Genomic DNA, 14735 nt, shown 5'->3' on the forward strand with positions numbered 1-14735 from the left:
TGCTTAATGATTGCTGACTTTGCTCAAGAATTGTTTTGCACGTTCGTCTCTTGGTGCATCAAAGAATCCATCGACATCGCGCCGATCCTCTAGGACTTGTCCTTCCGCCATAAAGACGATTCGATCTGCTACTTCACGGGCAAAGCTCATTTCATGGGTAACAACGATCATGGACATGCCTTCACTGGCAATTTTTTTCATGACATCCAAGACATCACCAATCATTTCTGGATCCAATGCTGACGTTGGCTCATCAAAAAGCAGCATTTCTGGTTTCATCGCAAGCCCTCTGGCAATTGCGACCCGCTGCTGTTGTCCGCCAGATAACATGGAAGGATAGGAATCTTTTTTATCTAACATCCCTACCCGATCAAGAAGCTTTTCCGCCAAATTGATGGCTTCTTGCTCATTTTGTTTTAATACTTTGATCGGTGCCAACGTAATGTTTTCTAACACGGTTTTATTTGGATACAAATTGAAATGTTGAAACACCATGCCGATGTTTTTTCTAATTTCTGTCATTTTGACATCTTTGTCAAACAAGTTCTTGCCATTGACCAATAATTGACCACCTGAAATGGTTTCTAGACCATTAATCGTACGGAGCATTGTACTTTTACCAGATCCTGAAGGTCCGATAACAACAACGACCTCACCTTTTTCAAATTCAAGGTTGATGTTTTTTAATGCATGGAACTTTCCGTAATATTTCTCTACGTTCTTAAATTCGATCATTGCCATTGATTCACACTCCTAGCTTTTTTTAAAATTAAATGAGTAATTGGAAAGATTTGATTCATATTATAGCTCAATCTTTTTTCATTTGTAAAGGTGCTTTTCCAATGTTCCCCCCTTATTTCTGAAAAGACAAGTGCTATTTTACTTTGATGTGAGGTTTTTGTCCATGAAAATTTTTCTCACCCCATCAGATCACAAGGAGAACCGGTTGTTTCTTTTGCTAAAAAAAGGTAAGATAAACCATATAACAAAGGAAAAGGTGGAAAAAAAGTGAATACGATTTTAACTGGCGACCGCCCAACTGGCAAATTGCATCTTGGCCATTATGTGGGGTCTTTAAAAAAACGGGTCGAAATGCAAGCTGACCCTGAAAATCAGCTTTATATCATGGTCGCTGACATGCAGGCACTAACAGATAACGCGAAAACACCTGAGAAGGTCTCAGCGAATATTCTAGAAGTTGCTTTGGATTATTTAGCCGTTGGATTGGATCCAGCAAAAACAACGATGTTTATTCAATCGCAAATCCCTCAGCTCTCTGAATTGACGATGTATTATCTCAATCTAGTCAGTGTTGCTCGAGTACGACGAAATCCAACCGTTAAAGCCGAAATTGAACAAAAAAAATTTGGCGAAGGCGTCCCTTCAGGGTTCTTCATCTATCCTGTCTCTCAAGCAGCGGATATCACCGCTTTTAAAGCAAATTTAGTCCCCGTTGGAGAAGATCAAAAACCAATGCTGGAACAAACGCAAGAAATCGTGCATAGTTTTAATTCTACGTATAGTGAAGTATTAGTCGAACCAAAAGCGGTTTTACCGCCAAAAGGCATGGGACGTTTAGCGGGGATCGATGGGAACGGGAAAATGAGCAAATCACTGAACAATGGTATTTACTTAGCTGATCCAGCCGATGTATTACAAAAGAAAGTGATGAGCATGTATACGGACCCAAATCACATTCATGTCAACGATCCTGGACAAGTTGAAGGCAATATGGTCTTTACGTATCTTGATGTATTTGGCACTGAAAAAGAAAAAATTGCTGAATTAAAAGAACATTACACCCGTGGTGGATTAGGCGATGTCAAAATCAAACGCTATTTGATCGATGTTCTAGAAGCCGAATTTGCACCGATTCGTGAACGCCGTGAAGCTTTTGCAAAAGATCCCGGTGAAGTGATGAACTTATTAAAAATTGGTAGTGAAAAAGCAGAACAAGTTGCCGCCCAAACGTTAGCTGAAGTCAAAAATGCAATGGGCATCAATTACTTCGCCTAAAAAACAAGCCTTTACGGCTTGTTTTTTTGTTTACAAATCGGAATGAATTCTTTCATACAAAACCTATGTGTCAACTCTGTGTTAGATTTCACGAGAACCCTTCCTCCCCAGACTGACACTTCGTGTAAATTGATTTGATGCTGTTTCTTGCACAAAAACCAAGAGAGCTGTCCTAAAAAATAACCTCATAAAATGCGGATTAGAAAATCCTTTTTTCAACCTTGCCAGTGTTTAAAAAAAGTTGTACCAAAAAAGCTGGATTGCCTTCTATAGAGAAATCTTTTACGGCTTTCACTCAACTCCTCACATTCTTGTGTCATCTGAGCATCTATTATAATAGTAGAAAACGTTCCCCACCCAACTTCTTTGTATGGTGGAGAACGTTTTTCTACTTATTTGATTAGCGGATTTCTGCTTGAACTTTTTCTTCTAAGTTACGAGTAATTTTCGCTATTGCTTGATTGATCTCTTCATCCGTCAGGGTAGCTTCTGGATTGCTAAAGGTCAGGCTGTACCCTAATGATTTTTTGCCTGCTTCGATGTTTTTCCCTTGATAAACATCGAATAAACGAATCGCACTTAAGAAGCGACCGGCACTTTCGCGAATGATCTCCATCACGGACTGGTTATCGATCGTTTCATCAAGCAAGAGTGCCATATCTCGGGTGACTGATGGGAACTTAGAAACTGGTTGATAGACCAATTGTTCTGTTTTCGCTGCTAACAGTTGATCTAAGTTCAATTCAGCAACATAGGTTTCACTCACTTCATAATCTTTGGCGATCGATGGGTGGACTTGTCCCAAGAAGCCGATTTCTTGGTCATCTAGCAGGACCATTGCCGTACGGCCAGGATGCATCTCTTTGATAGCTGCCGTTTTTTGATAACGAATACGGTCGGTTAATGCCAACGAATCAAATAGATTTTCTAAAATGCCTTTCAAATGGAAGAAATCAACTTTTTGAGCTTGGGTTTGCCAGTCTTTCTCATGGATATTTCCTGTCAAAGCTAGCCCTAAGTGATTGACTTCTGTTGGCAGCTCGTGCTTACTGTCGCCTGTTTGATAGAAGACGCGACCAATTTCATACAAAGCAACACGATTGTTTTTACGTGCCAAATTGTACGCAACGTCGTCTAACAAGCCTGAAATCAGATTCAAGCGCAAGACGGCACGCTCTTCGGTCATTGGCCAATCCAATCGAGTCACTTGGCTCGATTTATCCGTAAATTGTTGTGCCTTCTCTTCAGTGGTCAAAGCATAGCTGATGGCTTCACTGACCCCGTTGCCTTCCAATAGCGTCCGAACTTCTCTAGTCAGACGTTGCGCTTTGGTTAGATGACCGGCAACCGTTTCTCCTTGCGGTAAAGTCGATGGCAAACGATCATAACCGTAAATACGCGCCACTTCTTCAATGATATCTGCTTCGATCGTAATATCCCAACGACGAGGTGGGACAGAAACAATATAGCTGTCTGCTTCTTGACGATGACCAAAGCCTAATGCATCAAAGATTTCTTGCACTTCTTCATCAGTGATTTCTGTGCCTAAATAGCTATTGATTCGAGCTAAAGTGATTGTAACCTCCACAGGTTCTACAGCTACTTGGGAACCTATTACTGCCCCTTTTAAGACCGTTCCGCCAGCAAGTTCTGCAATCAGTGCTGCTGCTGCATCACAAGCTTTTGCAACCGTTGCTTGGTTGATCCCTTTTTCAAAACGAGCAGAGGACTCACTTCTTAAATTGAATTTCTTTGAGGTTAAACGAATCGCTAATGGATCGAACAACGCCGCTTCTAAAGCGACTGTGGTCGTTGTTTCCGTGATTTCAGAATCAAGCCCTCCCATGACGCCTGCGAGCGCAACGGGTGTCGTTCCGTTGGTGATAACGATGTCTTCTGATGAAAGCTGACGTGTTTCTCCATCTAAGGTAACCAGGCTTTCATTTTCTTTGCCGCGACGTACCAGTATTTCCTTGCTGTCTAGCTTTTGATAATCAAAAGCATGCAATGGTTGGCCAAATAATAACAAGATATAATTTGTCACGTCCACAACATTGCTGATTGGACGAATGCCTTCATTCATCAAGCGATTTTGCAGCCATTGTGGACTTGGGGCGATCGTTACACCATCAATGATTCGAATTTGGTAGGCGGGTGCATCGGTTGCTTCCGTGACCTTCACCTGAATTTTATCGGCAGCAGCTACTTCACTTTCATTAAGCGCAATTTCAGGAAACTTCGGTGTTTGCCGATAGATCGCACCGACTTCATAAGCAACCCCCCGCATGCTCAACGCATCCGCACGGTTCGGTGTGATCGATAATTCGATAATATGATCATCCATATCGAGATAAGGAAAAACCGGTGTTCCTACTTCTGCTTCTGCTGGTAAATAACAGATTCCTTCTGCGTATTCCTTGGGGATTACACTATCAGCATACCCTAGTTCTTGCAATGAACAAATCATGCCGTTCGAAACTTCTCCCCGCATCTTGCTCTTTTTAATTTTTACATTGCCCACGATTCGAGAGCCTGGTAATGCTACGATGACTTTGATGCCACTTTTGACATTTGGTGCCCCACAAACGATTTGCGTGTCTTCTTCCTCACCAATATTTACTTGGCAAATCGATAGATGATCAGAATCTTGATGTGGTCGGCAGTCGGTCACTTCTCCGACAACGATTTTTTTTAAACCCTCTTCAGGCACGTCAATACCTTCGACTTCGATCCCAGTCACTGACATTTTGTCCGCCAGCTCTTTTGGTGTGATCTCAGACAGATCAAGGTATTCATTTAACCATTTGTACGATACTAACATTTATTGTTCCCCCTTGAACTGGCGAATGAAACGCACATCATTTTGATAGAATTGGCGAATGTCGTTTACGCCGTAGCGCAGCATTGCCACTCGATCAGGACCTAAACCAAAAGCAAATCCTGAATATTGGGTTGGATCGATCCCTGACATTTCTAAGACGTTAGGATGCACCATTCCAGCACCGAGGATCTCGATCCAGCCAGTTTGTTTACAAACGTTACAACCCGCACCACCGCACTTGAAGCAGCTGACATCAACTTCGACCGATGGTTCTGTGAAAGGGAAATAGCTTGGTCGCAAGCGAATTTGGCGATCTTCACCAAACATTTTTTGCATCATGACTTCTAAGGTTCCTTTTAAGTCACCCATCGTAATATTTTTATCGATCACCAATCCTTCAATTTGATGGAATTGGTGGCTATGGGTCGCATCATCTGTGTCACGACGGAAAACTTTCCCTGGTGAGATCATCCGCAGCGGCCCTTTAGAAAAATCATGAGTCTCCATTGTTCGCGCTTGCACTGGTGACGTATGGGTCCGAATCAGCACTTCCTCTGAAATATAAAAAGTATCCTGCATGTCTCTGGCTGGATGATCTTTTGGCAGATTCATCCGTTCGAAGTTGTAATGATCTTTTTCCACTTCGTAGCCTTCAACTACTTGGTAGCCCATACCAACAAAGATATCTTCGATTTCTTCCATGATTTGCGTTAGCACATGGCGTGTTCCTCGGTCCATCTTTTTACCAGGCAAAGTCACGTCGATGGATTCTTCAGCAAGGGCTTTTTCCAAGTTTGCTGCTTCGATAGACGATTTTGCTTCTTCGATCGCTTCTGTCAAGATATCACGAATCTCGTTGGCATAGCTCCCCACCTTCGGCCGTTCTTCCGCCGAAAGATCTTTCATCCCCCGTAGAACTTCAGTAATGGGACCTTTTTTTCCAAGCACTTCCACTCGAATCTGATTCAAGTCATTCATGGTTGGACTTTCTTTGATTTTAAGCAATGTCGTTTCCTTCAATGCTTCTAATTTTTCTTGTAAAGACATGTGTTTCCTCCTTCTATACAGTGAATAGTGTAAAAAACGATTTGACTGGAAAAAGTGACGATCTTTTGATAAAAAGACAAAAAAAAGACGTCATCCCTTAAAAAAGGAACGACGTCTCGTGTTACCATCCTCATTCGCGGAAAGTTCCGCGCACTCACTTCGGCTAACGACAGCAACACTGCCGACTGATTGTTCTCAGCAAGCTCCAGAAGTGAAATTCATTTTTCGAATACAGGACTTGCTTTCAGTCTGTGACAAGTCTCCCTTTTTCTGATCCAGCCAAATTACTAGTTTCTATCAACGCTTTTTTTACTATTCATTTAAGCTTAGTTTACCTAATTTCCGTTGAGAAATCAACTGCATTCTTCCTCACGTACCCAGGTTTCTGCCCAACGCTTCACACTCATCATACTCTTTTCAAGAGCAATACCTCTTGGCGTCAAGCAGTAAAGATTGTTTTCTTTGCAGACAATTTCTTCCCGCTCTAATTCTTTCAAGCGTTCGACTAACACCCGATCACTCACTTGAGGAATCTTGTTTGCTAACTCAACAAATCTTTGTTTGCCGTCTTCAAGAAGGACATCAATGATCAAGCCGTTCCACTTTTTGCCTAAAATAGAAAAAGCTTTTTCAAATTTAGGACAAAGGGCATAATCCGATTCTACTTTTATCATTCTCCATCACCTCTTTTACCTATTATAGCATATGACTTACGAAATGTAAGAAACTAGGATCGATCAGCTAGAATGCCACGATCATCTTAGGTTTTAACAGCACTAAATAGGTCTGTTTCACTGGTTTGTTCAATGCTTTCTCCAATGCTTGGCAATAGAGTTTTAATTGACCATAATATCGTTCGCGCATTTTCTGTTCAATCTGAGCCTGACTGCCGAACACATCATCTGTTTTAAAGTCATACAAAATGATTTCATCCGCCAATTCAATATAGCCGTCAATAATACCATGGATCAAAAGCGGCGCATCTGGTTCGTCAAACCCTTCAAAGATCGTATCGGCCTCTTTTAGCATCGAAAACGGCTGCTCCCGCTTCACCACATCAGAGGATTGGTTCAGCAGTTCACCTAGTTCAGTTTGATAAAACCATAAAATACTCGATCGGTCAATTTTTTTGGCGATTTCATCAGAAAAAAATTGCTTTTTCACGAGTTCAGCAATCAGGAGCGCCAAAGTATCTTGTGTTGGCTTCATTCCTAAGGGGATCATTTGCAAAACCGTATGTGTTGCGGTTCCGATACTGCTGGCGAGAGGCTTCGTTTCTTGCAGAAATTTGGGTTTCGCCAATTCATCTTGTACGTAGCGATATTGCTGAGGATTCGTCTTCTCGGAAACCGACCGCCATTCCAACAAAGTGGTCTGTTGATCATCAGGATCGTTATAGAGTCTTTTCAATTCTGAAACAGATTGATAACTAGTCGTTTGGGTCGCTTTTTGATAAGGATAGCGATAGGCTAGGCGTTTCAAAAGATCATCGATATTGCTATCTGGCGCAATCAATCGTTTAGGCTCCTCGACTGGCGCAAGCGTCTCTTGGACTTCTTGCGTGATCGTTTCTTGATTCCACCATGACAGACGAAAATGAGCAGGATGATCGATCGTCCGCTTGCGCTCTGACGCTTCGGAGAATACTGCTTCCATATCTGGATGGCGCATCAGGGTCCGTCCGACCCAATCCATCAAGCTCCCCCGTGCCACTAAGCGCAACGCTGGATCAAGAACCATCTCGGATTGTGTCAAGCCAGATTGCCATGTCTTGAAGGCATCCGCTTGATTTTTATAGGAGCCTACTAAGAAAAGCTTCTGCTCTGCTCGTGTCAATGCTACATATAATTTTCGCATCTCTTCTGACAAGGCTTTTTTCAAACGAACTTGCTTGATGGCTTGAAACGGTAGTGTTTCAAATTTAAGGTTTTCTGCGGGTTCCACATATTGGATCCCAGCCCCCAGCTGTTCTTCAAAGATATAGCGTTTTTGAAAATCTTGGTAATTAAAGAATTTTGTTGTATCCAATAAGAAGACTACAGGAAATTCCAAACCTTTACTTGCATGGACGGTCATCACACGAACCGCATCTTCTACTGGTGTAGCTAATGGCTCTGCCAAGTCCTTGTTTTTTTCTTGCATCTTTTCGATGAAGCGAATGAATTGGTACAACCCACGGAAACTGCTCTTTTCGTATTTCTCCGCTCTGTGGACCAATGCCGCTAAATTGGCATAGCGCTGCTGACCTGCAGGCAGTCCCACGACATAATCCAAATAGGCAGTATCTTCATAGATTTGCCAAAGTAAGGTCGGGATTGGTAATCGTCGTGCTTCCTCTCGCCATTGTTCCAGTTTTGTTAAAAACCCATCCACCGTTTGCCACAAGGGTGACGCTTCTTGTTGCCCATGGTAATCCAATACTGCATCGTAGTAGTCGCTGGAACGATTCGCCAAACGGATCTCAGCCAATTGATCTTCTGTTAGGCCGACGATTGGCGAACGCAAAACGGCCACAAGTGGGATATCTTGGTACGGGTTATCAATGATCTGCAGCAAAGAAACGACGGTTTGGATCTCCGTTGCCTGAAAATAGTTTTGAGCATCATTGACCGCCATCGGAATCCCAAACTGCTTAAAGACATCCAAAATGACAAGATTGTTTTTACGTGTGGGGGTCAATAAGACGATGTCATTGTAAGTGATTGGTCGATTTGTTTTGGCTTTTTTGTCATAGATCATGAAGTTTGATTCAATCAACTCTCGAATCTTCAAGGCAGTGATCTGCATTTCACCTTCTGTTTTGTCATCGATCAATTGTTCTTCGGATTCATGCTCTTTTTCATATAACAAGAGCTCTGTGGCAAAGGCCTCGCTTTCTGGAAAATCAGGAAAACCGGTAATCAAGGCTGCCGCCTCATCGTAAGGGATTTGTCCAACCCTTTCATCCATCAGTTGTTGAAAAACTAGATTCGTAAAATCCAATACATCGGAACGAGAACGGAAATTTTCTGCTAAGACGATTCTTCGCCCACCATTCTCTGTTTCAAATGCCAAGTATTTTTCGATAAATAGCGTCGGATCTGCTAGTCGAAACGAATAGATCGACTGCTTCACATCCCCCACCATAAACATATTGCCAGGGTTATGATCGACTTGTCTGACCCAATATAAAATTGCCTCTTGTAGCCGATTGACGTCTTGGTATTCATCGACTAAAACTTCTTCAAAGCGATCACGATAATAGGTCGACGCCTCACTTCCACTGCCATCTCCTTGTAAAATCTGCAAGGTGAAATGTTCCAAATCATTAAAGTCTAAACGGCCTTTTGAAAGCTTTCTTTCTTGAAATGCTTTCATAAATGCTTCGGTCATCGCTGCCATTTTTTCAACGACAGGTGCTGATCGATGAAGCAGCTCCATCATTTCAGCTGGTGGATACGGGAAGGTGGCTTTCAATTGCTCGACCAATTTTTTCGCATCATCGCGTAAGGGCTTGATTTCTTGGGACAATTCCTTTTGTTCTGGTTTGCGAAAAGCTGGGTAACGACCAAAACGCAATGTTTGGATCTGCTCATAGAAGCCATCGACATCGTCTGCATCCAGCAGAGCCTTTAAGGTTTCCACCATGCCCAATTCGGTATCGATCAACTGTGCCGCTTTTTCCATCGCTTCATCAGAACGGGCATAGTCTTGCGCCGCCTGCAGCAAATGCGCCGCTGTCTTCAAATTTTCTTGCAAAGTCGGTTTGATTTGCGATTGGTACAGGATATTTTCAGCAAAGGTTTCTTTGCCGATATAGTGATCACTTAGATGGGCTAACCAGTTGACTGGATCTGGATTGGCTCGGGCAAAGTCATAAAGAGACAGGATCAGATCCCCGACGCCTTCATCAGAACGATCACTTGAAAAATTTTCCGTCAAACGAAAGAAGGCTTCATCATTGGCTTCATATTGTTGATCTCTCAGCTGTGTCCATATTTCTTCTTTCATCAATAAAATTTCGGTTTCATCGGTCATCATGCGGAAATTGGGATCTAAATCGATCAAATAATAAAAACGCCGAATCACAGTTAAACAAAACGCATGCAAGGTAGAAATGTTAGCTGTCGGCAACAGCTGCAGCTGACGAACGAAGTGCTGGCGCTTTTGCTCGTCACTTTCTTGATTGATGGCCTGTTGCAATGCCACTTGAATCCGTTCTTTCATTTCTCGAGCAGCTGCTTCGGTAAAGGTTACGATCAGTAAAGAATCGATCGTCGTTCCTGCTTTTAGCTTTTCGATCACTCGCCGAACCAAAACGGTGGTTTTGCCTGAACCCGCTGAAGCGGAAACGAGGATATTATCCCCTTTATCAAAAATGGCTTGCCATTGGGTATCCGTAAAGGTTTCATTTTGCGGTTTTAAAGGGATCTTACTCATCTTCTTCCTCCCTTAAGCGATGGATAATCTCATCTTTAGATAAGTTTTCTAAACGGTGGTACTCATTTTCTTTCAACAATACATCAAAGTCACAGATGCTGCGAAACGGACAAAATTCACACGCCCGTTTTTTGTCTTTTATTTTATAAGACGGGTTTAAGGCGATTTCACCGCTCAACAGCTTCTCACCGCTTTGCTGCATGTTTTTACGATTGTGTTTTCTTAACAGTTCAAGCTCTTCTTCTGTATAAAACTTGTTTTTCGCCTGCGTTGTTTTTTGATAATTGCCGTTTTTGTCTTTTCGAACAGGGAATATCGGTGAATTTTTGCTGGCTTCAACATCCTCATCTAGCAACGGGAAAACAGCCGGTTCGTCAATAAACAACCCGTCATACTTGAAACGTTTTAAACGTTCTTCTTCACTGGCTTCTTGTCCGTCCAAAAGCGGATTATGCACATGCAGATAATAAGCCCCCGCTGGTCGCACATTTGGCGAACCAACCAGTTGGACAGCATCCGTCAATGCGACATCGAGATAGGTGATCAACTGCATCGCAAGTCCGTAGTATGCTTCAGAAAGGTCAAAATCTCGGCTGCTAGATTTATAGTCAACAACAGAAAGCCATTGTTCTTCTTCCGTTTTCGCCGTATCGACACGATCGATCTTCCCCCGCACATGCAGTTTCCCGCCAGAACTTAATGGCAATTCGATCCCATTGATCCCATTTGAGCCAGCGATCTGACCGAATAGCACCTCCGTCTTTTCAGGACTAAAATGCATTTTTTGTCCTTGTTTCGCTAATGCCCACGCTACTCGCTGAATCGTCTTGCCTAATTGATACCGAATAAAATTCATCCGAGCAGAACTCGTCAGTAAGCGATAACGGCTTTCGCCAAAAATTTCCTGCAAAACGACTTCCACAAATTGCACGCGTTGGTCAGCAGTTAACTGGGTCAAGGAAATATTTTCAGCAATCAGGACTTTGACAAAGCGGTCCAACGCATCATGGAAAAACTCACCGGTCATTGCTGGATTTAAGCCATAAACTTCCCGTTCTTTTAACCGTAATCCGTAGCTGACGAAATACTTGTATTCACACTGAAAGAACGTCTCCATCTGAGAAATGGAACTGTAGATCGATGGTCCATATAGTGCCGCAGCTTGTGCTTGAGACAAAGGAATCGGAATATTTTGATGAGTTTGGCTTTCAAATACTTGGGCAGCTAAATCTGTCCATTCCGAACGCAGCAGTGCTTGTTTCAGCTGCTCCCAGACCCTAGGCAAATTCTCTTTGTTTTTTTGCGCTTGCTGACTGAGGTTATTGATTTGATAGATCAGGCCACGGTAACTGCCGACATAGTTTCTTGGATCGCTGACTAGCGTCAATATCCCTCGCTCTTGCAGTGGGACATCCAAACGTTTGACCACGCGATCTAAATAAGGCGACATTTTGATGTTTTGCTGGGTATCAAAATTAACGGCATAGGACAGTGATAAGTGTTCCGTTGCTGAAAGCAAGACAGAATAAAAGGCAAATGGCTCTTTGACACTGCCTTCCACCACTGTATCTCTAAGGTATTTTTCACCATTGAACAACTGATTGAAATGCTGACGTTCTTCATTCGTCAACAACGTTTTGTTCTCTATTTTTCTTGGTAACGCCGTTTCATTCAATCCCGGTGCAAATGTGATCTTTGCTTGCTTTGGACGTGCCAGATCAAGGCGATTGATGTTGACTTGGTCGATCGCTGTTGGGATCTTCCCGAATGTGACATTTTCTAAGCCAGTCAATAAGACGTCCTCAAAGAGCGCAAAATCAAAGGACTCTTCCCCATAAATCGCAGCATATTCATCCAGCAAATCCATCAAGGCTTGCCATGCTTGTTCATGATTACGGGCTTGATCCAACTTCCCTTGCTGGATCGCTTGATCTCGCCAATGCCGCAGTTGTTCTTCAACACCGGTATTCAGTAAAAAGCGATACAGCAGTTCGACCGCATCGCGGTTCGTTCTAGCAGCCGTCAGCCAGTCTAGAGTATCAGCAACATCTTGTTTAAAGGCCCTGCGCAACTGGTTGGTATACGCTGTCAAATCCACTTTATCCGTCTGCTCTTCTTCCGATTGTAAATACTCGATCAGTTCCCAATCTTCGTTTCTCGTCCAACTCGCTCCTTGGAAATCATGAGCCAACGCTTTGTTCTCGGTAATATCCACCAACTTACGAAACTGGTCACGCCCAACGAGCCAATCTGCTTCGGAGCGATAGGCTGCCGGTAAGTAAAGTTCCGTTCTAAGCAACCGTAAAATATCATTTAAGCGAAAGCCATAGGATTGACAAGCAAAAAAAGCATTCAAAAACTCAACCAATGGATGTTGCGCCATCATCTGCTCTTCATCGATATAAAAAGGAATCTCAAACTCAGTAAAAATTTTAGGGATATATTGATGATAGATTTCTGGTTCGGCGATCAATAATTGGATCTCTCGGTATCGTAATGTTGGGTACCGTTTCTTATCGCTCATCATCCCACGGATCGACGCTGCAATCTGACGGATCTCTTCTTCTGGATTCCCAACTTTCCAAATTGCCAGAAAGTCCTTCACAGAGGACTGTTGCTGATAGTTGACTTGTGACTGAGTCTGCCGCCAAAATGTTTCAATTTCATTATACGCCTGTTGCATCGATCCCTTCGCTTCCTTGTCTACCTCTTGGTTGACCGAAAGTTTCTGATCCAAATAAATCGGCACTTGATTTTCTCGGGCAAAACTGATCAATTGATAATAGGTTCGCCCTGCTTCATAAAACAAATTTAACGGTGAAGGCAGCTCTTGTGGATACCCACGATCCAGAAAAAGATCAATAATGACATGACTTTTTTTCATCAACACTTGAATCAGCTGCTGTTCCTGTGTTGAAAAAGCGGAAAACCCACTGATAATAAATAAGGCATGGGAAAGATCTGGTGCTTTGTTCATTGACACCGCGTTAGGTATTGCTTGCTCCACTGGAGAATCGTCCAGCAAGGAACCTTCAAGAAAGCGTGTCAACAAGGTGATCGGTTGTTCGACTTGCAATGCACGCTCCAGAAGTTCTTGTTCAAATCGTTGAAATATTTTCGCTAATTCACTGTATTTTTTCTCCTCGTCTTGGGTTGCGCTTGGTGCAGCACCACCTGCCAATAAATCTTCGATCCCCAATCGACTTGTATGCATTTCTTGATAGAACGCCAACAATTGCAGGATAAAACCCGCTTTGTTGATCTCATCACGGTATAAGACGAGTTCTTCTTCTAGTTCCAAAAGCAGCTTACGCATGATCATGGAGGCACCATTTTCAGTGATGGCATTTTGAGAAAGCAAGCCGGTTTGCTGCAGATAAAACCAAGCCAAACGGTGAAAACTATACACTTGCGCGCGAATAGAAGCAAAATCTTCTACGCGATCCTCTTTCAGTAATTGAAGGATCTCGCGCTCTCGTTCAAATTTGTTGTAGTTAGGTACCAGAAAAAATACTTCTTGATGGTCTTTTTCTAACCAACTTTTTGCATTTTCTATCACTGCTTGATCATGACGACAACGGCCATCGCCAAGGATAAATCGTAAACTCATGAAAGGACTCCTTCTCTCCATCGTCTTTTAAAAAAAACACTAAAAATCAGCGACACGCTTCTTCAAATGCGTCTTTGTTTTTAAAAGAATCTCTTTAAAAACAAAAAAACGGTCGCAGAATTTCACTCTTTGCCTAGCATACCAAAATCGGCAATTGGCCAGAATACAAATTTTACATCACCCAAAATCGTTGCTTCATCGATCAAACCTAATTGACGACTATCCTTGGAAATTCGGCGGTTATCCCCTAACACTAAAATTTGACCTTCAGGAATGACTTCAACACCAAATAACCCCATATCAAAATCACTGGTCAATGGAAAGCCATCTGTGACAGCTGCTTTGAATTCATCCAAGTAGGGTTCATCATATGCTTGTCCATTGATATAAAGGGTATCGTTTTGATAGGAAACCTGATCGCCAGGTAAACCGATCACGCGTTTGATATAGTTTTTGCCTGCTTCATCCGGTGCTTCAAACGTTATGATATCGAAACGTTCGATCTCGGTATTTTTCAAAGCAATCACCCGCTCACCATCATGTAATGTGGGGTCCATCGAATCTCCTTTTACGATCACAGGAGTAAAGACATACTGTCTTAATAACAAGAGGAATAAAGTGAAGATCACGACAAATCCTACTGTTTTTAAAAGCTCTTTTACTTGTTGCACGCGTCCCTCACTCCTTGAATATTTTACTATATTTTCCAAGAATCGAACAAACATTCTTATTTTTCTATTCTACCATAAAATGATAGGAGCAGGACATTTCCCCTTTGGTTCTTTACAAAAATTTGGAGAATCAAGAGACTTGCATATGAAT

General features: G+C 42.5%; 8 protein-coding genes. 1 reads left to right on the top strand and 7 read right to left on the bottom strand.

What is annotated here, in order from left to right; translation table 11 throughout:
• Positions 1 to 3 precede the first annotated feature (3 nt).
• Complete coding sequence (locus tag IGK14_RS08825) at positions 4 to 741, bottom strand: amino acid ABC transporter ATP-binding protein (RefSeq protein ID WP_005226188.1); 738 nt, start codon at positions 739 to 741, stop codon at positions 4 to 6.
• A gap of 267 nt (positions 742 to 1008) precedes the next feature.
• Here IGK14_RS08825 and trpS point away from each other — a divergent pair, with 267 nt between their 5' ends.
• Positions 1009 to 2016: a tryptophan--tRNA ligase gene (gene trpS, locus IGK14_RS08830; protein WP_005226189.1), complete on the top strand. Its 1008-nt coding sequence runs from the start codon at positions 1009 to 1011 to the stop codon at positions 2014 to 2016.
• 400 nt (positions 2017 to 2416) lie between these two features.
• On the opposite strand, the gene pheT is transcribed toward trpS, so the two are convergent.
• From pheT to lepB, 6 genes are all read right to left on the bottom strand, one after another.
• A complete protein-coding gene (pheT, locus tag IGK14_RS08835; RefSeq protein WP_010748418.1) occupies positions 2417 to 4837 on the bottom strand; it encodes a phenylalanine--tRNA ligase subunit beta in 2421 nt (806 codons plus the stop codon).
• Positions 4838 to 5884 (bottom strand): phenylalanine--tRNA ligase subunit alpha, encoded by a 1047-nt coding sequence (gene pheS / locus IGK14_RS08840; RefSeq protein WP_005226191.1) that lies wholly within the window; start codon positions 5882 to 5884, stop codon positions 4838 to 4840.
• A 353-nt stretch (positions 5885 to 6237) separates the two neighbouring features.
• Positions 6238 to 6558, bottom strand: a complete 321-nt coding sequence (locus IGK14_RS08845) for a winged helix-turn-helix transcriptional regulator (protein ID WP_005226192.1) — start codon at positions 6556 to 6558, stop codon at positions 6238 to 6240.
• Positions 6559 to 6625: 67 nt separating this feature from the next.
• Positions 6626 to 10303 carry a helicase-exonuclease AddAB subunit AddA gene (gene addA, locus IGK14_RS08850; RefSeq protein WP_010748419.1) on the bottom strand — a complete coding sequence of 1226 codons (3678 nt, stop codon included), beginning with the start codon at positions 10301 to 10303 and terminating at the stop codon, positions 6626 to 6628.
• Positions 10296 to 13913, bottom strand: coding sequence for a PD-(D/E)XK nuclease family protein (locus tag IGK14_RS08855; protein ID WP_438712068.1), 3618 nt, complete (start codon positions 13911 to 13913; stop codon positions 10296 to 10298). The genes addA and IGK14_RS08855 overlap by 8 nt, the downstream gene beginning before the upstream one ends.
• 122 nt (positions 13914 to 14035) lie before the next feature.
• The gene (gene lepB, locus IGK14_RS08860; RefSeq protein WP_005226195.1) at positions 14036 to 14584 is read right to left on the bottom strand and encodes a signal peptidase I; all 549 of its coding nucleotides are present in this window, start codon (positions 14582 to 14584) and stop codon (positions 14036 to 14038) included.
• Positions 14585 to 14735 lie beyond the last annotated feature (151 nt).

This window comes from Enterococcus sp. DIV0970a, from assembly GCF_051711265.1.
GTDB classification, from domain to species: Bacteria; Bacillota; Bacilli; order Lactobacillales; family Enterococcaceae; genus Enterococcus_D; species Enterococcus_D casseliflavus.